A 19,432-nucleotide genomic window follows, 5' to 3' on the forward strand; every position below is an offset into this window, starting at 1 on the left:
CCGCCATGCTCGCCACCCGGGACTCGCTCCCGCCGCCTCCGCCGTTCTGGCACCGCCTGAACAGCTTCTTCGCGTTTCCGTTCCAGATGCGGCCGCTGGCCTACGGGCTGGTGCTGTCGTTCTGCAGCCTGCTGTTCGAGGGCGTGTTCTTCCTGCCCGACATGCTGGCGCTGGCGCTGATCGAGATCGGCATCATGCTGGCGGCCAGCCGCTACGGCTTCAAGGTCATTGCGCTGGGCGCGCGCGGCATCCGCGACTCGGCCGACTTCGGCCGCGAGTCCAGCGACGAATGGACCTACCTGCCGTGGAAGCTGTTCGCCATCTCGCTGGTGCAGGCGCTGCTGATCGGATGGCTCGCGTACTACGCGCCCATCCTGGGCACGGTCGGCCTCTTTGTCATGTCGTTCACCTTCCCGGCGGCGGTGATCGTGCTGGTGCAGTCGGGCAGCTTCTTCCAGGCCATGAACCCGGGCCACGTGATGGACGCGATGCGCACCATCGGCTGGCCGTACGCGCTGCTGTGCTTCTTCCTGTTCCTGCTGAGCACGGGCGCGCAGGTGGCGCTGCAGCTGGTGCTGCCGATGTTCGACGGGCGCATCGTGCTGCCGATCGTCAACTTCGCCTTCATCTACTTCGGCTGGGTGATGGCCAGCCTGCTGGGCTACGTGATGTTCCAGCACCACGAGGCCTTCGGCTTCGACGCCGTGGCGGGCAGCGAGCTCGACGGCGGCGGCCCCGTGGACCGCCGCACGCCCGAGCAGATCGCCGCGCAGCGCATCGACGCCGAGGTGGCGCAACTCGTCACCGAGGGCGACCTGCCCGCCGCGCTGGGCACCGCCTACGAGGCGCAGCGCACGGCCGCGTCGGACGACCTGGCGGCGCAGCGCCGCTACCACCGCGTGCTGGCGCTCATGCCCGACAAGAGCGCCACCATGCTCGACCACGCGCGGCGCTTCATTGCGCTGCTGATGCGGCGCGACCTGTCGTCCGAAGCGCTCAAGGTCTTTAAGGCCTGCAAGGAAAAGGACAAGGCCTTCGCGCTCGACGATGCGGCCCTGGTGATTGCCATGGCGCGCGCCGAGTGGCGCGGCGGCGATGCGCACGCCACGCTGGCGCTGATCTCGGGCTTCGACAAGCGCTTTCGCGGCCACGAGACCATTCCGCAGGCCTACGAGCTGGCCGCTCGCGCGCTGGTGCAGGGCCTGGGCCGCGCCGACATGGCGCAGCCCATCCTGGCCACGATGGAGGCGCGCTACCCGACCAGCGAGCAGACGCAGGAAGTGCGCTGGCTGTTGCGCCCGGCGCCTGCCGCCGACGCTGCAACCACGGCGCCCTCGGCCTAGCTTTCCTTCCAGCCCCCGCCCAGCGCCTTGTAGATCGACAGCCGGTTGGTCTGCTCGGTGAGCTGCAGGCTGATGAGCGTCTGCTGCGCGGCGTAGTACGCGCGCTGCGCGTCGAGCACGTCGAGGTAGTTGCTCGCGCCGCTGCGAAACAGCGACTGCGACAGCGCGAAGCTGCGCGAGGTGGCGCCCAGCAGCGAGCGCTGCGCGGCCAGCCGTTCGGCCAGCGTGCGCCGCTCGGCCAGTGCATCGGCCACTTCGCGGAAGGCCGTCTGCACCGCCTTTTCGTAGGTGGCGATCTCGATCTTCTGCTGCGCCTGCGCCACGCGCAGGTTCGCGCGGTTGGCACCGCCGTCGAAGATCGGCACGCTGACCGAAGGCGCAAAGCTCCAGGCCTTGCTGCCGCCGGAGAACAGGCCCGACAGCGTGCTGCTCGCCGTGCCTGCCGACGCGGTGAGCGCGATGCGCGGAAAGAACGCGGCGCGCGCGGCACCGATGTCGGCGTTGCTCGCGCGCAGGGCGTGCTCGGCGGCCAGCACGTCGGGTCGCTGCTGCAGCACGCTCGAGGGCAGGCCGGGCGGCGGCACCAGCAGTTGCGCAGCCGCGGCGGGTTCCGCCGTGTCGGACGCGGGCGGCACCGGCAGCAACTCGGCCGGCGGTGTGGCGCCGACCAGCAGCGTGAGCGCATTGCGCGCCTGCTCGACCTGGCTGTCGAAGGCCGCCGCGTCGGCGCGCGCGGCATCGACCGTGCTCTGCGCCTGCGCGAGCGCCAGGCCCGACTGCGCGCCCAGCCGGTGGCTGCGCTCGATCAAATCGAAGGACTTGCGCTGGCTGTCCAGCGTGTTGCGCGCCAGCTGCAGGCGCTGTTCGTCGGCGGCCAGTTGCAGCCACGCGGTGGCCACCGAAGCGACCAGGCTGATCTGCGTGCTGCGTTGCGTGGCGTCGGTCTGGAAGTAGCTCTGCAGCGCCGCCTCGCTCAGGTTGCGCACGCGCCCGAACAGGTCGATCTCGTAGTTCGTCAGGCCCAGGTCGGCGCTGTACTGCGAGGCGATGCGCGGCTCGCCGCTGTTCGACAGGCTGCCCGGCGTGCGCGAGCGGCTGCCGCCCGCGCCGGCGTCCACCGTGGGGAACAGGCCGGCGCGCGCAATGCCGTACTGGGCCCGCGCGCGCTCGATGTTGAGAGCGGCCACGCGCAGGTCGCGGTTGTTGGCCAGCGCGAGTTCGATCGTGCCCTGCAGCTTCGGCTCGACGAAGAAGCTGCGCCAGCCGACGTCGATCGGCGTCGGGGCCCCCACGCCGTCTATGCCGTCCACGCCGGAGGAGGGCAGGGCCTGCGGTACGGGCAAGGCCGGCGCCGCATATTCAGGTGCGAGGTTCACGCAGCCCGCGAGCACGGCGCACGCCAAGGCCGCGAGCGCGACCGAGCGAAGGGGGAAGGCGCGCTTCATCAGTGGCCTCCCTGTTCGGCTGTGGTGCCTGCAGTGGCCTCGGGCTTCGGCTGCGGCTTGCGACGCCCCTCCAACCAGCCCCGAATCAGCGCAAAGAACAGCGGCACGAAGAAGATGCCCAGCGCCGTGCCCACCACCATGCCGCCCAGCACCGCGGTGCCGATCGACTGGCGCCCGCCCGCGCCCGCGCCGGTGCCCAGCGCCAGCGGCAGCACGCCGAAGCCGAAGGCCAGCGAGGTCATCAGGATGGGGCGCAGCCGCAGGCGCACCGCCTGCAGCGTGGCCTCGACCACGCCCTTGCCCTGCTCCTGCAGCTGCTTGGCGAACTCGACGATCAGAATCGCGTTCTTCGACGACAGCCCCACCGTGGTCAGCAGGCCGACCTGGAAGTACACGTCGTTGCTCAGTCCGCGCAAGCTCGTGAACAGCAGCGCCCCCACGATGCCCAGCGGCACCACCAAAATCACCGAGAACGGCACCGACCAGCTCTCGTACAGCGCGGCCAGGCACAGGAACACGAACAGGATCGAAATGGCGTAGAGCATGGGCGCCTGCGCGCCCGACAGGCGTTCCTGGAACGAAGCGCCGGTCCATTCGTAGCCGATGCCCGGCGGCATCTGCTTCATCACCTCGTCCACCGCGGCCATGGCGTCGCCGGAGCTCACCCCGGCGGCCGCGTCGCCCACGAACTCGTAGCTCGGGCTGCCGTTGTAGCGCTGCAGCTGCGGCGAGCCGTAGCTCCACCGCGAGCTGGAGAACGCGGGGAACGGCACCATCTGGCCCAGGCTGTTGCGCACGCTCCAGCGGTCGATGTCGGCGGGCAGCATGCGGAAGTCGGTGTCGCCCTGCATGTACACGCGCTTCACGCGGCCCTTGTCGAGAAAGTCGTTGATGTAGGTGCCGCCCATGGCGCTCGACAGCGTGCTGTCGATGTCCGACGTGGCCAGGCTCAGTGCGCCGGCGCGCGCGTCGTCGATGTCCACCGCGAACTCGGGCGTGTCGTCCAGGTTGTTGCTGCGCACATTGACCACCTCGGGCCGCCTGCCCAGCAGCTCGACGGCCTGGTCGCGCGCCTTCACCAGCGCGTCGTGGCCCAGGCCGTTGATGTCCTTCAGGTGAAAGTTGAAGCCCGCATTGGCGCCCAGCCCGCGCACCGCCGGCGGCAGCAGCACGAACACGCGCGCATCGCGGATGGTCGACAGCTCCTTGTTGGCGCGCCGCGTCAGTTCGGCCGCCGACTGGCCGGTGCCCGTGCGCTCGCCCCAGTCCTTGAGCTTGACGAAGGCGCGCGCCGAGCTCTGGTCGCCGTTCTGCCCGGTGATGACGTTCACGCTCAGCACCTCGGCCTGCTTGCTGAAATATTGCTGCACCTGCTCGACCACCGGCTGCAGCCGTGCATTCGACGCGCCCGGCGGCAAGCTCACCTGCACCTGCAGGAAGGCCTGGTCTTCGTCGGGCAGGAAGGAGGTGGGCAGCCGCAGGAACAGCAGCGCCATCACGCCCGCGATCAGCAGGTACACCACCATGCTGCGCTTGCCGCGCCGCACGATGCCGCCCACGATGCCTTCGTAGCGGTCGGCGCTCCGGTCGAAGCCGCGGTTGAAGGCCGCGAAGAAGCGGTCGACCCGGCCCAGCAGGCCGCGGCGCGGCACCGCATGCTCACCCTTCTTCACCGGCTTGAGCAGCGTGGCGCACAGCGCCGGCGTGAGCGTGAGCGCCACGAACACCGACAGCGCCATCGCCGAGACGATGGTGATCGAGAACTGGCGGTAGATCACGCCCGTGGAGCCGCCGAAGAAGGCCATCGGGATGAACACCGCCGACAGCACCAGCGCAATGCCGACCAGCGCCGGCGTGATCTCGGCCATCGACTTGCGCGTGGCCTCCTTGGGCGACAGGCCCTCTTCGTGCATCACGCGCTCGACGTTCTCCACCACCACGATGGCGTCGTCCACCAGCAGGCCGATGGCCAGCACCATGCCGAACATGGTGAGCGTGTTGATCGAGTAGCCCGCGATGGACAGCACACCGAAGGTGCCCAGCAGCACCACCGGCACCGCAATCGCCGGGATCAGCGTGGCGCGCATGTTCTGCAGGAACACGTACATCACGAGCACCACCAGCAGCACGGCCTCCAGCAGCGCCTTGACCACCTCGTCGATGGACGCGCTCACGAAAGGCGTGGTGTCGTAGCTCACGAAGGTCTGCAGCTGGTTCGGGAACAGGGGCTTGAGCTCCTCGACCTTGGCCTTCACGGCCTCGGCCACTTGCACCGCGTTGGCACCGTCGGCCAGCACCACGCCCAGGCCCGCGCCGGGCCGGCCGTCGAGCAGCGAGCGCACCGTGAGGTTTTCCGCGCCCAGTTCCACGCGGGCCACGTCCTTCAGGCGCACCACGGCGCCGTCGGGGGCGACGCGCAGCACCACGTTCTCGAACTGCTCCGCCGTCTTCAGCTTGCTGCGCGCCGTGATGGTGGCGGTGAGCTGCTGCTGCGCATTGGCCGGCAGCGCGCCCAGCTGGCCGGCCGAGACCTGCGCGTTCTGCGCGGTGATGGCGCTGTTCACGTCCGAGGGCATCAGCGCGTACTTGCGCAGCTTGTCGGGGTCCAGCCACAGGCGCATGGCGTAGCCGGTGCCCAGCGTCTGCACCTCGCCCACGCCGTCGATGCGGCTGATGATGTCCACCAGGTTGCTGGAGATGTAGTCGCCCACGTCCACCGCCGAGGCGCTGCCGTCGCCGGAGTACATCGACACGATCATCAGGAAGTCGTTGCCGCCCTTGGTGACGGTGACGCCGCGGCTCTGCACCTGCTGCGGCAGGCGCGACATGGCCTGCTGCAGCTTGTTCTGCACCTGCATCTGGGCCACGTCGATGCTGGTGCCGGCATTGAAGGTGAGCGACAGGCGCGCCACGCCCGAGGAGTTGCTGGTCGACTGCATGTACAGCAGGTTGTCCAGCCCCTTGAGCTGCTGCTCGATGACCTGCGTGACCGAGTCTTCCACCGTCTTGGCGGAAGCGCCCGTGTAGGTGGCGTTGATGGACACGCGCGGCGGCGCGATGTCGGGGTACTGCTCCAGCGGCAGCGTCCGGATGGCCATCAGCCCGGCGAGCATGACGACGATGGAAAGCACCCACGCGAAGATGGGACGGTCGATGAAGAACTGCGCCATGTGGGTCGGTCCTCAGCGCGTCACGGGGGAGGTGGCGGCGTCGGCCGCGTCGGGTTGCGCGCTGGCCACGGGGCCGGGCGCGGCCTTGCCGCCCAGGTCGACCACCTTCACCTTGTCGCCCACCTTCACGCGCTGCGAGCCTTCGGTCATCACGCGGTCGCCCGCGGCCAGGCCGTCGAGCACCTGCCAGCGCGTGCCGACCGCGCGCCCGACGTGGATGGCGCGCTTGGCGACCTTGCTCTCCCCGTCGATCACCAGCGTGGAGGCGCTCCCGTCGGGCGCGCGCGTCACGGCTTGTTGCGGCACCAGCAGGGCGGTGGCGTTCACGCCTTCCTGCAGCACGGCGCGCACGTACATGCCGGGCATCAGCAGCCTGTCGGGGTTGGGCACCACCGCGCGCAGCGTGACGCTGCCGGTGCCGGCATCGACGGTGACGCCGCTGAACGTCAGGCGGCCGGGGTGCGGGTACTTGCTGCCGTCTTCCAGCACCAGCTGGATGCGGGCCTCGGCATCGCTCGCGCGCTGCAGGCGGCCGCTGGCGAGTTCGCGCTTCAGGCGCAGCAGCTCGCTGCTCGACTGCGTGACGTGCACGTGAATGGGGTCGAGCTGCTGCACGGTGGTCATCACCGCGGCCTGGTTGGCCGTGACCAGCGCACCGGGCGTGACGCTCGACAGCTCGGCCCAGCCCGTGATCGGCGAGGTGATGCGCGTGTAGCCCAGCTGGATGCGCGCGGTCTGCTCGGCGGCGCGCGCCACGGCGAGGTCGGCTTCGGCCTGCTGCTCGGCGGCCTGCGACTCGTCGAATACCTGGCGGCTGATGGCGTCGATCTTCACCAGCTCGGCGTTGCGGCGGGCCACGGTGCGCGAGGTGGCCAGGGCCGAATCGGCCTTGCGCACGCTGGCCTGCGCGCTGGCGTAGGCCGCCTGCAGCGGCGCCGGGTCGAGCTGGTAGAGCACCTGGCCGGCCTTGACCTGCGAGCCTTCTGTAAAGAGCCGCTCCTTCAGGATGCCGCCGACCTGGGGCCGGATCTCGGCGATCACCGGGGCCATGGTGCGCCCGGGCAGTTCGGTGCTCAGGGCCAGCGACTCGTGCTTCAGGGTGACGGTGCCGACCTCCTTTTCTGGTGCGGCGGCGGCTTTGGCCGTCCCTGGCGTCTCCACGCTGGTGCGCGAGCAAGCTGCGAGCGCGGCGATGGCCATGGCCGTGAACAGCAGGGCGAAGCGGGAGTGGGTTTGGTCAGGCATCAGACAGGTTCTGGAGGTAGGGAAGCGGGGATTGCCCCGGATGGAGCGAGTGGGCGCCCTCAAGTTCAACGAGGCGCGGGGGCCGGGGGCGGCTTTACACGCTGTTTACTGCAATTGCAGTGCCATGGCGTGGAGGTCGCATGACAGCCCCGTGACATGACGGCCGCAGCCGTCTGCCCGTCTGCGTGTCTGCCCGTCTGTGTATGGCCTTCAGGCGCGTTGCAGCGCGCGCGTGACCATGTCGTTGGGCGCGAGCCGCAGCAGGTGCGGCAGCAGCCCGACGGCCTTGTCGCGCAGGCCCGCGTGCAGCAGGCCGTTGGCGCACACCGAGAGCGTGTCGGCCAGCTCGGGATGCTCGGGCGCGGTCTTCAGCAGGATGGCGCACAGCCGGTCGGCGTCGTCGAACTGGCGGATGCGCGAAAAGCGGCGCGCCAGGCGGGCCATGTCGTCGGGCTTCAGGCGCGCGCCGGGCTTGGCCTGGTCGAGGTAGGTCTTGTAGCTGGCGTGCTGCAGCGCGAGCGTGTCCGGCTCGGTCGCCGGCAGGCGGAAGATGCGGCGCGCGGCGTGGTGGAAGTCGTCGCTCGCGGGTTGCAGGCGGGCCGTGTGGAACCAGGCGCGCAGCGTGCCGGTGTCGCCGGGGCGCAGCGCGGCGGCGGCGCGCCACTCGGCGCAGGCCTTGTCGAAATTCATGGCCGCGCCGTACTTCTGGGCCGCGGCCACGTGCGCGTCGAAGCGGTCGGGCTCGGGGGCGGCGGCGGTCTCGGGGGCCTGCACGCGGCGCAGCATCAGGGCGCCTGCCATCAGCGCCGCGCCTGTCAGCAGGCCGCCCAGGTGGGCCATGTAGGCGATGCCCTGGCCGCCCAGCCAGTGCTGCATCAGCTCGTTGACGATCCATGCCGGCAGCAGCAGCAGGGCCGGCGCGGTGACGTAGTTGAAATAGAAGAACAGCTGGTAGAAGAAGCGGATGCGCTTCAGGCGGTACATCACCGCGTACATGCCCATCAGCGCCGAGATGGCGCCCGAGGCGCCCAGGCCGTAGGTGCCCTTGTCGGCATAGGCCCAGCCGGCCAGCAGCGAGGCGCCGGCGGCGCCCAGCAGGTAGAACGCCAGGTAGGTGCCGCGTCCCAGCGCCAGTTCGACCGAAAAGCCGAACAGGAAGAGGAACAGCATGTTGCCCAGCAGGTGGCCGGTGCTGCCGTGCAGGAAGGCGGCGGTGATCCAGGTCCAGGGCTTGAACTCGGCGTCGGCGGCGTAGCTCTGCGACCAGCGCTCGGTGAAGGGCGCGGGCAGCATGGCCTCGTACTGCCGACGGTCGCGCTTCCACTCGGTGTACTGCGGGTTCGCGGGCGTGACGACTTCGTCGGCCTGCAGCTTGCGCAGGAACTTGCTGTCGTTCTGGAGGCCTTCTAGCAGCCTGGGGTAGGCCTCCTCGTGCGGCAGCATGCGACGGGCCGCCGTGCCGCGCTTCGGGTCGGTCTTTTCGAGCCATTCCACGAACGGCGGCAGCTCCAGCTGGGGCAGCACGCTGTTCACGTAGTAGTGGGCGGCACGCTCGCGCCCGTTGTCTTCGCTGCGCTGCGGCCCCCAGAACACGATCATGTTCAGGAGGATGAGCAGCACCGTCATCCACGGCGGGTTGCGCCAGCTCGGTCTGTTTTCGAGCGGGATGGCATAGAACACGGTGCGGCTGCCGTCGAGGCGTTCAGCCCAGGCGCGCGCGGTGGCGGGCCACTTGCGCCTTCACCTGGGCCGGGGCGGTGCCGCCCAGGATGTTGCGTGCGTTCAGCGAGCCGCGCAGGCTCAGCACGTCGTACACGTCCTTCTCGATGCTCGGGTTGAACTGCTGCAGCACGGCCAGCGGCAGCTCCGCCAGGTCGACCTTGTGCGAGGTGGCGGCCTTCACGGCGTGCGCCACGGTTTCGTGCGCGTCGCGGAAGGGCAGGCCCTTCTTCACCAGGTAGTCGGCCAGGTCGGTGGCGGTGGCGTAGCCGCGCAGCGCGGCGGCCTCCATGGCCTCGGGCTTCACGGTGATGCCGCCGATCATCTCGGCAAAGATGCGCAGGGTGTCCTTGAGCGTGTCGACGGTGTCGAACAGCGGCTCCTTGTCTTCCTGGTTGTCCTTGTTGTAGGCCAGCGGCTGGCCCTTCATGAGCGTGATCAGCGCCATCAGGTGGCCGACCACGCGGCCGGTCTTGCCGCGTGCCAGCTCGGGCACGTCGGGGTTCTTCTTCTGCGGCATGATCGACGAGCCGGTCGTGAAGCGGTCGGCGATCTGGATGAAGCCGAAGTTCTGGCTCATCCACAGGATGAGTTCTTCGCTCATGCGGCTGATGTGCACCATGCACAGGCTGGCCGCGGCGGTGAATTCGATGGCGAAGTCGCGGTCGCTCACGGCGTCCAGGCTGTTCTGGCACACGCCGTCCATGTTCAGCGTCCTTGCCACCAGCTCGCGGTCCAGCGGGTAGCTGGTGCCGGCCAGCGCGGCGGCGCCCAGCGGCAGGCGGTTCACGCGGCGGCGCACTTCGCCCATGCGCTCGGCGTCGCGGCTGAACATTTCCACGTAGGCCAGCATGTGGTGGCCGAAGCTCACGGGCTGCGCCACCTGCAGGTGGGTGAAGCCGGGCAGGATCACCTCGACGTTCTTCTCGGCGATGTCCACCAGGGCCTTCTGCAGCTCGACCAGCAGGTCGCCGATGAGGTCGATTTCTCCGCGCAGCCACAGCCGCACGTCGGTGGCGACCTGGTCGTTGCGGCTGCGCCCGGTGTGCAGGCGCTTGCCGGCGTCGCCGACCAGCTGGGTCAGGCGGGCCTCGATGTTCAGGTGCACGTCTTCGAGGTCGAGCTTCCATTCGAAGGCGCCGGATTCGATTTCGGCGCGAATCTGCGCCATCCCGCGTTCGATCGAGGCGTGGTCCTGCACGCCGATGATCCCCTGCGCGGCGAGCATGCCGGCATGCGCCAGCGAACCCTCGATGTCGGCCTGCCACAGGCGCTTGTCGAAGAAGACGCTGGAGGTGTAGCGCTTCACGAGGTCGCTCATGGGTTCGGAGAACAGGGCCGACCAGGCTTCGGATTTCTTGTCGAGTTGGTTTTGGGTCATGGGAGCCGTCCAGGAGGCAATAATGGGTTGGTCACCCGATGGATCAGATGTCTGCGATGCGCAACCCGGCGATTTTATCGGCCAACGCCATGCCCACCCCCCCGTCCTCGCCGTCTTCGGAAAAGACGCGTGCGCCCTTGCGCGCCGAGCCTTCCATCTTCGACGCCTGCCAGATCGGGGTGGTGCTGCGCACCGTGGTGTTCGTCGAGGCGGTGGTTGCGATTGCCACGCTTTTCGGCGTGTCCGGCCCCGGCGATTGGCTGGTGCAGACGGCCACCGTCACCGGCGGGGCCTTGCCCGCGACGCTGCTGTGGCTGGTGGCCGCCTGCGGGCTCAAGAAGCCCTTGCGGCGCCTGCCCAAGCAATGGCAATACACAGCCGGTGCCGTGCTGGGCGCGTTGGCGGCGCTGTACGGCTGCGGCCTGCTGCGCCTCACAGGCGTGCTCGCCAGCGCGCCATGGCTGGCCAGCGCGCTGGCCGGCGCCCTGTTCGCGGGGCTGGTGATGGCCGCGATGGTGCTGCGTGCCCGCGGCCAGACGCCTGCGGCGACCACGGCCCGGCTCGAGGAACTGCAGTCGCGCATCCGCCCGCACTTCCTGTTCAACACGCTCAACAGCGCCATTGCGCTGGTTCGCGAGGAGCCGGCCAAGGCCGAGACCATGCTCGAAGACCTGGCCGAGCTGTTCCGCCAGGCGCTGGCCGATCCGGGCGAGTCGGGCACGCTGGCCGACGAGATCGCGCTGGCCGAGCGCTACCTGGCCATCGAGCAGGTGCGCTTCGGCAGCCGCCTGCGCATTCGCTGGGACCTGGACGCCGCCGCAAGCAGCGCGCGCCTGCCGCCGCTGCTGCTGCAGCCGCTGGTGGAGAACGCCATCAAGCACGGCGTGGAACCCAGCCCCGAGGGCGCCAAGCTGCGCATTCGCACCGAGCGGCGCGGCAGCATGGTGGTGATCGAGGTGGTCAACAGCCTGCCGCCGCTGCGCTGGGCCGACGAGCCGCTGCCGCGCGGCCACGGCATCGCGCTGGCCAATGTGCGCGACCGGCTGCGCCTGTTGCACGACATGCAGATGCAGTTCAGCGCCGGCATGGACCAGAAAAACTACCGGGTGCGCATCGCCATCCCCGCTGAACCATGATCCTCAAGACACTGATCGTTGACGACGAAGCCCTGGCGCGTTCCCGCCTGCGCACCCTGCTGCGCGACTGCAGCTCGCCCGCCGCGGAGGTGGTGGCCGAGGCCTCGCAGGGCGCCGAGGCGCAGCAGCACCTGGCCAGCATGGCGCTCGACCTGGTGCTGCTCGACGTGCACATGCCCGGTGTCGACGGCATCGAGGTGGCGCGCGCGCTGCGCCACCGCGCCGACGCGCCGGCGGTGGTGTTCGTCACCGCGCATGCCGCGCACGCGGTGACGGCCTTCGAACTCGATGCGGTCGACTACCTCACCAAGCCCGTGCGCGCCGAGCGGCTGCAGCAGGCGCTGCAGAAGGCCGAGCGCTTCCTGAAGGAGCGCCGCGCGCTGCAGGTACCGCCGGCCGTGCCTGCCGCGCCGGAAACCGTGCTCATCCAGGACCGCGGCCGCGCCGAGCGTGTGCCGCTGTCCGAGGTGCTCTACCTCAAGTCCGAATACAAATACCTCACCGTGCGCACCGCCACGCGCAGCCACATCCTGGACGGCTCGCTCAACGAGTTCGAGGAGCGCTACCCGCACCGCTTCCTGCGCGTGCACCGCAACGCGCTGGTCGCGCGTTCGGCCATCCGTGCGCTGGAGAAGTACGACGACGGCGAAGACGCGGAGGGCTGGGCCCTGCGGCTCGACGCCATTCCCGAACCTGTGGCCGTGTCGCGCCGGCAGCTCGCCGCCGTGCGCGAAGTGCTGAAGGACGCGCGATGACCGACGACAAGAAAGACGGCGCCTCCGCCGACGTGCCGCAGCTCCACGCCGAGGGAGGCGAGCCGCCGGCTGGCGAACCGCACCAGGCCGCCGCGGAAGAACCCGCCCCCGTGCCCCTGCCTGTGCCCGAACCCGAGGTGCTGGCGCCCGAGCCGCCCAGCCCCGAGCGTGAACGCATGCTGCTGCACATGCCGGTCGACGTGCGCAGCGCCTCGCTGGTGGTGCTCGCCGTGCTGGCCAGCGTGTTTGCGCTGCAGTGGGGCCAGGCCGTGTTCATTCCGCTGATGCTGAGCCTGCTGCTGACCTATGCGCTGTCACCGCTGGTCGACCTGCTGCATCGCTGGCGCACGCCGCGCTGGATCGGCGCGGCGGTCATCCTGGTGGGCCTGTTCGGCGGACTCGGCTGGACCGGCTATTCGCTGTCGGGCAATGCCTTGCAGCTGCTCGATGCGCTGCCCGTGGCCGCGCAGAAGCTCGGGCTGGCGATGCGCCGCGACAAGGGCGCCAGCGCCACGCCGCTCGAAAGCGTGCAGCAGGCGGCTGCGCAGCTAGAGAAGGCGGCCGAGGAAAACTCCGCCCGCGTGGCCTCGCGCCGCGGCGTGGCGCGCGTCATCATCGAGCGGCCCGGCTTCAACGTGCGCGACTACCTGCTCACCGGCACCGTCGGCCTGCTCAGCGCCATGGGTCAGCTCACGCTGGTGGCCTTCCTCACGTACTTCGCGCTGTGTTCGGGCGACACCTTCCGGCGCAAGCTCATCAAGATCACCGGGTCGAGCCTGCAGAAGAAGAAGGTCACGGTGCACGTGCTGGACGACATCACCCGCAACATCGAGCGCTACCTGCTGGTCCAGATTCTGGTGAGCGTCGTCGTGGGCGTGGCGACGGGGCTGGCGTTCTGGGTCATCGGGGTGGAGAACGCGGCCGTGTGGGGAATCATTGCGGCCGTGACCAACCTCATTCCGTACATCGGCTCGGTCATCGTGCTGGTGGCCGCGGGGCTGGTGGCCTTCTTGCAGTTCAACAGCCTGCAGATGGGCGTGGTGGTGGGCGGCGTGTCGCTGGCCATCCACACGCTCATCGGCAACCTGCTGATGCCCTGGCTCACCAGCCGCACCAGCCGCATGAACCCGGTGGCGGTGTTCGTGGGCGTGATCTTCTGGGGCTGGCTGTGGGGCATCTGGGGCCTGCTGCTGGGCATTCCGATCACCATGGTGATCAAGGCGATCTGCGACCGGGTGGAAGACCTGCGGCCGATCGGGGAGCTGCTGGGCGAGTAGCTCGTGCCGGGCGCGTGATAGAAATGCGCCCCGCCTGAATTCTTTTTCTGTTCCGGGGTAGTTCAGTGGCAGAACACTCGGCTGACCCGAGAAGGCGCTGGTTCAACCCCAGCCCCCGGACCCACTCATTCGCATGGCCATGGACGACGACTCGACCCCGACCGATTCGCCCGGTGGCTACGCGGGCTTCCAGCTGGCCCGTGCGCTGGCCGCGAGCGGGCATCCCGACCCATCGGTGCGCGCGGGCGCCGCGAATCGGCTGCGCCAATGGGCCGCTGTGATTCAGGGTCGCGGCGATGGCTCGGTCCGAACGGGCTCGCGCACGCCGGTGAAAGACACACCCGCATGGGCCACGCTGGAGGTGGTGACCGGCGGCTTTGCCACCGGTGCGCTGCTGGCGGGCGGACCGCTCAAGCCGCATGAGCGCGCATGGCGGGACGGACTGGCGCCCGGCGCGCCCGACGCGCAAGCGCGGCTCGCGCTGAACGCGTTCTTTCTGACGGACATGGGGCTCGAGAAGCTCCAGGCGTTGCTGGCGTCCGGCTGCTTCGACGTCGAGGTGCCGGAAGAAGGCGCGTTGCTCGTGGTGGCCTGGCTCGTGCAGGCCGGACAGGCCGACGCCGCGTGGGCGCTGGTCGAGCAACTCTCTCCCTGGTTCTCGAAGCTGCGCTTCTATCCGGCCGAACTGCCGGAGGCACCCAGCTTCGGTGCGCAACTGTGGGTGGACGACGTGGCGACGGCCATGCAGCGCCTGCGCGCAGTGAAACCCAACGCGCAGATCCTGGCGCAGAAGGAAGCCGTCGACGTCTGGGCACCGCTCCACGACCGGATGGTCGCGCTGCTGCTCGACACCGTGACCGATGAGGCGCCTGTTGCGCTTCGCACGGCCGACGGCGCCTGGCTGCGCACCGAGAGCGGCAAATTCACCGTCACCGGGGGCTGGCCCTGCGCGCACTATCCCCCGGGCTGGCGCGAGCGCGCGTCGGCGCTGCTCGCGCAGTGCCGGCAGGCGCGGGCCGCACACACGCGGTGCGCGAGGCCCGAGCGCGAAGGCGACAGCTTCGCCACGCTGCGCGCGGGCCTGCAGCTTTGCGTCGACGCGCCCGAGTCGTTGACGGGCAAGCAGGTGGGGCGCATTCGCCTCGTCCTTGCGCGCTGCATCGCAAAGCGCGGGCCGCCGGCGTCGGCCGAGCGCGCGGCATGGCGGCAGCAGCGCAGCCACGCCAGCGCAGACACCTTCGAGCAGATCGCGCGCCAGGTTGCCGTGCGGCTCGAAGCCCTCCCGTCCCATGAAGGGCTGGAGGACATCGAGCCCGTCATCCGGCCCATCGATGCGAGCGAAGCTGCCGCAAGCGGCTTGCGCGCGGGGACGCGGTTGCCGCCCACGCTGCAGCGCAAGGTCGGCCGCGCCCGCAAGGGAACGGCGGCCGAATTGGTCGAACGCGGCACCATCCCTTCGGGCGAGGTGCTGGCCAGGTGCTGCCCCCGTGGAGCGCCGCGTTGCGCGCTGCGGACGTGCCCGATCCGATGCTGCGCCGGCTCCAGGCCGCCGTTGACCGCGCGTTCCGGCGCAGGCGCTCGCTGCTGCTCGTCGACCTGCAGAAACAGGTGCGGTTCGAAGAGCTGCCGTGGGTTGCCGCCATCGTGCGCTTCCGCGCGAACGACCAGGCCGCGCGCCGTGCGGCGCTGCAGGCATTGACCGAGGCATCGCAGCTGGCGCTGGTCGCGTTCCCTCAAGCCATCGTTCCGAACAAGCTGCTGCAGGAGCTGCGCACCCTGGGCGAAGCAGCCGATTTGAAACTGCCGCTGGTCGAAGAGGTGGCGGCCGACATCTTCATGGGCCGTTTCTCACCCCGGTTCCTGGCGGCGGCGAAAGTGTCGGCGGGCCTCCTGCAGGGCAAGCTGTACGCGAGGTACTACGGCATCGACTGCGCTGCGCTCGCCGCCATGCCCGTGCCGCGCGAGGACGCGGGTGACAAGCCCGATGCGCTGGCCCGCCTGTGTGCGGCGCGCGCGGGCGTGCAACCGGGCGGTGGGGGCACGGCGCGCAACGGCATGGTGATCGAGCAGGCGCAGATTCTTACCACCCACAACCTCGCCGTGCTGTTCGCAGAACTCGGACTGGGCGAGCGCCTTGTGGCGCAGTTGCCCGACATGGCGCGCCGGTGCTTCACGCAGGTGTGCGCGCAGTTGCAGATTCGCGTCGACCACCGCCATGCGCGGCGGGTCCAGATCAGGAATTCGGCCTATGCCTGGCGGCAGATGGTCTTCTTTCTCTCGCAGTGTGGCGTGCAGGAGGTCGGTGCGTTCCTCGCCTGGGCGGCGGCGCACCTGGACGCGCAGTGCTCAGACTTCCGGCGCGTCTTTGCGCCGGCGTTGACGGGCCTTGCGGTTGCCGCGCAGGGACACGGCCAGCAGGCACCGCCCTTCGTCGGCTGGAGCCAGGACACGCACTGGCTGATGCCGGACGACCTGGCGGCGCGTTAGCCGGGACTGGCTTTCGAGGCCGCCTTGGCGGCCGGCCGGGCCGCGGCCTTTGCCGGCAGCTTCTTCACGAAGGTCAGGTCCGCATCCAGCGGCTGCCCGTCGCGCGTGCGCAGCACGATCTTCGGCACCGGCTTGCCGCTGTCGCGCTCCACCAGCACCGAATGCGGTTCGCCCTTGGCGTACAGGTGCGCCTCGCCCCATTGGCGCAGCCCGACCACCACCGGGAACAGGGCCTTGCCCTTGGCCGACAGCACGTAAGCCTGGTACAGCGAGCCTTCTGCGGCGGGCACCACGTCGAGCACGCCTTCCTGCACCAGCCATTTCAGCCGCTCCGCCAGGATGTTCTTCGCCATGCCCAGGCTCTGCTGGAACTCGCCGAAGCGCTTCATGCCGTCGAAGGCATCGCGCACGATGAGCAGCGACCACTGGTCGCCGACGATGTCGAGCGCGCGGGCCATCGGGCACGCGTCGTTCTTCAGGCTTTTTCTCTGGGCCATGGCTTTTCCTTCGATGGGCGAGTGTAGACCTTGAATGCCATTTGGTTGCAAAGTAAAACTGAAATGACTAGCATCGATCTGGTTTTATATTGAAACCTGAAAGCCCGATCTCCATGAAGCCACCCGTGTCCCAGCCATCCACCGTCGCCACCAGCCCCGACGCCATCCCGGGCCTGCGCGCCAGCCCCGTGCGCGTGGCCGTCGTGCAGTTCGACCCGCAGGTCGGCGTGGAGAACCTCGAGCGCAATGCGCAGGCCGTGCAGCAACGCCTGACGGCCGCCGTCGAGGGCGGCGCCATGCTCATCGTGCTGCCCGAACTCGCCACCACCGGCTACTGCTTCAGCGCCCGGGAGGAGGCCTATGCGCATTCGCAGCCGGTGCCCTGCGGGCCGACCGTGCAAGGCTGGGTGTCGTTCGCGGCGCAGCACAAGGTCTACATCGTCGGCTGCCTGGTCGAGCAGGATGGCCCGCAGCTGTTCGACACCGCCGTGCTCGTCGGTCCCGAGGGCTACATCGGCCGCTACCGCAAGACGCACCTCTGGAACAACGAGAAGCTCTGGTTCACGCCGGGCAACGAGGGCTACCCGGTGTTCGAAACGAAGATCGGGCGCATCGGCCTGCTCGTGTGCTGGGACATCTGGTTTCCCGAGGCGTCGCGCATCGTCGCGCAACTGGGCGCCGACATCATCTGCATACCGACCGGCTGGGTGTGGACGCCGCCGCCGCTGTACGACGCCAGCGGCACCTGCATGCCGGCCTACCTGACGATCGCGGCCGCGCACCAGAACAACGTGTTCATCGCCACGGCGGACCGCGTGGGGCAGGAACGCGGCGCGGGTTTCATGGGCAACTCGTTGATTGCCGGCACCAATGGCTGGCCCGTGGGCCGCATCGCCGGGCCCGAAGAAGACACCATCCTCTACGCCGACGTGGACCTTGGCGCCGCGCGCAGCGCGCCGATCTGGAACCAGTTCAACGACCTGCACCGCGACCGGCGCACCGACCTGTACGACGCGATGCTGGGTTACCGTGGCGGCCAGGCCCTTCCCAGATAGCGCAGCCACACCAGGAGTCTTGCGACATGCCCTACCTTCAACTCGACGTGAACGGCCAGCACCCGGTGGCCGACAAGAAGCGCCTCGCGAAGCAGCTCAGCGAAACCTACGCACGGCTGATGAGCGTGGACATCCGCCGCATCAGCATCGCCATCCGCGAAACGGGCGAGGGCGGCGTATGGCGCATGGTCGACGGCGAACCCGAAGCGGTGTCGGTGCTGATGTGCGACATCCGCCGCGGCCGTTCCGCCGAGCTGCGGCTCGAGGTGGCCAAGGCGCTGTGCCGCGATTGCATCGACATCCTCGGGCTGCGCGAAGACCGGCTCAATGTCGAGTTCACGCAGCATTCGGGCGATGAGATGTACCACCCGACGCTCGGGGGCTACAGCCCCGAGTGGTCGGACAACGAGGCTCAGTGAGCCAGCGCGCGCTGCATCAGCACCGTGTCCACCCACTGCCCGAACTTGAAACCCACGTCGCGCAGCACGCCGACCCGTTCGAACCCCAGGCTGCGGTGCAACCCCTGCGAGCCCGCGTTGGCGCTGTTGCCCACGCACGCCACCATCTGCGTGAAGCCGCTGTCGGTGCAGCGCCGGATCACGCCCTGCAGCAGCGCCCGGCCGATGCCGTGGCCGTGCATGCCCTGCGCGACATAGACCGAGTCTTCCACCGTGTGCCGGTAGGCGGAACGGGCACGGTACGCGGTGGCATAGGCGTAGCCGACCACCTCGCCGTTTCTCGTTGCCACAAGGTAGGGCATGCCGCGCGCCGTCACTTCGTCGCGGCGCGCCTGCATCTGTTCGACCGTGGGCACCTGTTCCTCGAAGGAGCACAGGTCGTGCAGCACGTAGTGGCTGTAGATGGCCTGCACGGCGGCCATGTGGCGGGGCTCGGCGTCGGCGATCTCGACGTCGGTGGAGGCAGGAGGCTGGAGGCTTGGTGATGACATGGCCCCGATCTTGACCATCCCCCTTTGATAAGTGAAGCTTCGCTCACCTATACGCCGCATAAGAAATACTTTGGAAAAGACACTCAACCTCGACCAGCTCCGCACCTTCGGGCTGGTCATCGAAACGGGCAGCTTCTCGGCCGCGGCCGACCGGCTCGGCCTGTCGCAACCGGCGGTGAGCCTGCAGGTGCGCCAGCTGGAGCGGCGGCTGTCGGTGCGGCTGATCGAGCGGGTCGGCAAGCGCGCCAAGGCCACGCCTGCGGGCATGGAGTTGCTGCGCCATGTGCCGCACATCGACAGCGCGGTGGAGAACGCCATCGATGCGCTGGCCGACCATGCGAGCGGCGTCACCGGCCGCGTGCGGCTGGGCACGGGCGCGACGGCCTGCCTGCACTTCCTGCCGGGTGTGCTGCGCACGCTGCGCGAGCAGTTTCCGGGGCTGGGCGTGGTGGTGAGCACCGGCAACACCGAGGACCAGGCGCGCAAGGTGGAAGAGAACAGCCTCGACCTCGCGCTGGTCACGCTGCCGGCGGCGGGGCGTTCGTTGACGGCGATGCCGGTGCTCGATGACGAGTTCGTCGCCATCAGCTCGCTGGAGCGCGCACCGCTCAAGGCCAGGGTCGCGCCGGGCGACCTGGCCGGCGTGCCGCTGGTGCTCTTCGAGCCCGCAGCCAACACGCGCAAGCTGGTCGACCGCTGGTTCGCCGCCGACGGCCTTCAGCCGCAGCCGGTGATGGAACTGGGGAGCGTGGAGGCGATGAAGGAGATGGTGGCCGCGGGGCTCGGCTGCGCCATCGTGCCCGGCATGTCGATGGCGGGCCGCGGCGCCCACCCGGGGCTGAAGACCAGCCGCCTGAACCCGCGCATGCACCGCACGCTGGCGGTGGTGATCCGGCGCGACAAGCCGGTCAACAAGGCCTTGCGCGTGGTGCTCGACGCGATCGTGGCGGCCGGCAAGCCCGGCCGCCGCTGA

General features: G+C 69.4%; 16 protein-coding genes and 1 tRNA gene. 10 read left to right on the forward strand and 7 right to left on the reverse strand.

The window, feature by feature from the left end; translation table 11 throughout:
- Positions 1 to 5: 5 nt before the first annotated feature.
- On the forward strand, positions 6 to 1,343 hold the full coding sequence (locus AC0IYU_RS11135) for a hypothetical protein (RefSeq protein ID WP_472116481.1): 1,338 nt from the start codon (positions 6 to 8) through the stop codon (positions 1,341 to 1,343).
- Here AC0IYU_RS11135 and AC0IYU_RS11140 read toward each other — a convergent pair.
- The 5 genes from AC0IYU_RS11140 to argH form a co-directional block, all read right to left on the reverse strand.
- Positions 1,340 to 2,788 (reverse strand): efflux transporter outer membrane subunit, encoded by a 1,449-nt coding sequence (locus AC0IYU_RS11140; RefSeq protein WP_472116484.1) that lies wholly within the window; start codon positions 2,786 to 2,788, stop codon positions 1,340 to 1,342. The two genes, AC0IYU_RS11135 and AC0IYU_RS11140, sit on opposite strands and share 4 nt — an antisense overlap.
- The gene (locus AC0IYU_RS11145) at positions 2,788 to 5,958 is read right to left on the reverse strand and encodes an efflux RND transporter permease subunit (protein WP_472116487.1); all 3,171 of its coding nucleotides are present in this window, start codon (positions 5,956 to 5,958) and stop codon (positions 2,788 to 2,790) included. The genes AC0IYU_RS11140 and AC0IYU_RS11145 overlap by 1 nt, the downstream gene beginning before the upstream one ends.
- 12 nt (positions 5,959 to 5,970) lie before the next feature.
- Positions 5,971 to 7,203, reverse strand: a complete 1,233-nt coding sequence (locus AC0IYU_RS11150; protein ID WP_472116489.1) for an efflux RND transporter periplasmic adaptor subunit — start codon at positions 7,201 to 7,203, stop codon at positions 5,971 to 5,973.
- Between the two features lie 210 nt (positions 7,204 to 7,413).
- Positions 7,414 to 8,883 carry a rhomboid family intramembrane serine protease gene (locus AC0IYU_RS11155; protein ID WP_472116492.1) on the reverse strand — a complete coding sequence of 490 codons (1,470 nt, stop codon included), beginning with the start codon at positions 8,881 to 8,883 and terminating at the stop codon, positions 7,414 to 7,416.
- Between the two features lie 22 nt (positions 8,884 to 8,905).
- Positions 8,906 to 10,303 (reverse strand): argininosuccinate lyase, encoded by a 1,398-nt coding sequence (gene argH, locus AC0IYU_RS11160; protein ID WP_472116494.1) that lies wholly within the window; start codon positions 10,301 to 10,303, stop codon positions 8,906 to 8,908.
- A 56-nt stretch (positions 10,304 to 10,359) separates the two neighbouring features.
- On the opposite strand from argH, the gene AC0IYU_RS11165 reads away from it, so the two are divergent.
- The 6 genes from AC0IYU_RS11165 to AC0IYU_RS11190 all read left to right on the forward strand — a co-directional run bounded on the left by AC0IYU_RS11165 (position 10,360) and on the right by AC0IYU_RS11190 (position 15,958).
- Entirely contained in the window at positions 10,360 to 11,439 is a 1,080-nt protein-coding gene (locus tag AC0IYU_RS11165) for a sensor histidine kinase (protein WP_472116857.1), read from the forward strand.
- Positions 11,436 to 12,194: a LytR/AlgR family response regulator transcription factor gene (locus tag AC0IYU_RS11170; RefSeq protein WP_472116497.1), complete on the forward strand. Its 759-nt coding sequence runs from the start codon at positions 11,436 to 11,438 to the stop codon at positions 12,192 to 12,194. Before AC0IYU_RS11165 ends, AC0IYU_RS11170 begins: the two co-directional genes overlap by 4 nt.
- Positions 12,191 to 13,471 carry an AI-2E family transporter gene (locus AC0IYU_RS11175; protein WP_472116500.1) on the forward strand — a complete coding sequence of 427 codons (1,281 nt, stop codon included), beginning with the start codon at positions 12,191 to 12,193 and terminating at the stop codon, positions 13,469 to 13,471. Before AC0IYU_RS11170 ends, AC0IYU_RS11175 begins: the two co-directional genes overlap by 4 nt.
- Before the next feature lie 51 nt (positions 13,472 to 13,522).
- Positions 13,523 to 13,595, forward strand: a tRNA-Ser gene (locus AC0IYU_RS11180).
- Between the two features lie 15 nt (positions 13,596 to 13,610).
- Positions 13,611 to 15,170: a hypothetical protein gene (locus AC0IYU_RS11185; protein WP_472116503.1), complete on the forward strand. Its 1,560-nt coding sequence runs from the start codon at positions 13,611 to 13,613 to the stop codon at positions 15,168 to 15,170.
- Positions 15,080 to 15,958, forward strand: coding sequence for a hypothetical protein (locus AC0IYU_RS11190; protein WP_472116506.1), 879 nt, complete (start codon positions 15,080 to 15,082; stop codon positions 15,956 to 15,958). Before AC0IYU_RS11185 ends, AC0IYU_RS11190 begins: the two co-directional genes overlap by 91 nt.
- Here the strand turns inward: AC0IYU_RS11190 and AC0IYU_RS11195 are convergent.
- Complete coding sequence (locus AC0IYU_RS11195; RefSeq protein WP_472116509.1) at positions 15,955 to 16,455, reverse strand: winged helix-turn-helix transcriptional regulator; 501 nt, start codon at positions 16,453 to 16,455, stop codon at positions 15,955 to 15,957. The genes AC0IYU_RS11190 and AC0IYU_RS11195 overlap by 4 nt on opposite strands.
- A gap of 125 nt (positions 16,456 to 16,580) precedes the next feature.
- Here AC0IYU_RS11195 and AC0IYU_RS11200 point away from each other — a divergent pair, with 125 nt between their 5' ends.
- A complete protein-coding gene (locus tag AC0IYU_RS11200; protein WP_472116512.1) occupies positions 16,581 to 17,510 on the forward strand; it encodes a nitrilase family protein in 930 nt (309 codons plus the stop codon).
- A 26-nt stretch (positions 17,511 to 17,536) separates the two neighbouring features.
- Complete coding sequence (locus AC0IYU_RS11205) at positions 17,537 to 17,929, forward strand: tautomerase family protein (RefSeq protein ID WP_435483029.1); 393 nt, start codon at positions 17,537 to 17,539, stop codon at positions 17,927 to 17,929.
- On the opposite strand, the gene AC0IYU_RS11210 is transcribed toward AC0IYU_RS11205, so the two are convergent.
- Complete coding sequence (locus AC0IYU_RS11210) at positions 17,923 to 18,459, reverse strand: GNAT family N-acetyltransferase (RefSeq protein WP_435483030.1); 537 nt, start codon at positions 18,457 to 18,459, stop codon at positions 17,923 to 17,925. The genes AC0IYU_RS11205 and AC0IYU_RS11210 overlap by 7 nt on opposite strands.
- A 49-nt stretch (positions 18,460 to 18,508) precedes the next feature.
- On the opposite strand from AC0IYU_RS11210, the gene AC0IYU_RS11215 reads away from it, so the two are divergent.
- Positions 18,509 to 19,432: a LysR family transcriptional regulator gene (locus AC0IYU_RS11215; protein ID WP_472116860.1), complete on the forward strand. Its 924-nt coding sequence runs from the start codon at positions 18,509 to 18,511 to the stop codon at positions 19,430 to 19,432.

The organism is Variovorax sp. AC103 (genome assembly GCF_979254005.1).

Bases quoted from the DNA above. Each gene is read 5' to 3' on its own strand.
- AC0IYU_RS11150 (WP_472116489.1), bottom strand. From the start codon at position 7,203: ATGCCTGACCAAACCCACTCCCGCTTCGCCCTGCTGTTCACGGCCATG.
- AC0IYU_RS11175 (WP_472116500.1), top strand. From the start codon at position 12,191: ATGACCGACGACAAGAAAGACGGCGCCTCCGCCGACGTGCCGCAGCTC.
- AC0IYU_RS11195 (WP_472116509.1), bottom strand. From the start codon at position 16,455: ATGGCCCAGAGAAAAAGCCTGAAGAACGACGCGTGCCCGATGGCCCGC.
- AC0IYU_RS11205 (WP_435483029.1), top strand. From the start codon at position 17,537: ATGCCCTACCTTCAACTCGACGTGAACGGCCAGCACCCGGTGGCCGAC.
- AC0IYU_RS11210 (WP_435483030.1), bottom strand. From the start codon at position 18,459: ATGTCATCACCAAGCCTCCAGCCTCCTGCCTCCACCGACGTCGAGATC.
- argH (WP_472116494.1), bottom strand. From the start codon at position 10,303: ATGACCCAAAACCAACTCGACAAGAAATCCGAAGCCTGGTCGGCCCTG.
- AC0IYU_RS11165 (WP_472116857.1), top strand. From the start codon at position 10,360: ATGCGCAACCCGGCGATTTTATCGGCCAACGCCATGCCCACCCCCCCG.
- AC0IYU_RS11170 (WP_472116497.1), top strand. From the start codon at position 11,436: ATGATCCTCAAGACACTGATCGTTGACGACGAAGCCCTGGCGCGTTCC.
- AC0IYU_RS11135 (WP_472116481.1), top strand. From the start codon at position 6: ATGCTCGCCACCCGGGACTCGCTCCCGCCGCCTCCGCCGTTCTGGCAC.
- AC0IYU_RS11140 (WP_472116484.1), bottom strand. From the start codon at position 2,788: ATGAAGCGCGCCTTCCCCCTTCGCTCGGTCGCGCTCGCGGCCTTGGCG.
- AC0IYU_RS11145 (WP_472116487.1), bottom strand. From the start codon at position 5,958: ATGGCGCAGTTCTTCATCGACCGTCCCATCTTCGCGTGGGTGCTTTCC.
- AC0IYU_RS11185 (WP_472116503.1), top strand. From the start codon at position 13,611: ATGGACGACGACTCGACCCCGACCGATTCGCCCGGTGGCTACGCGGGC.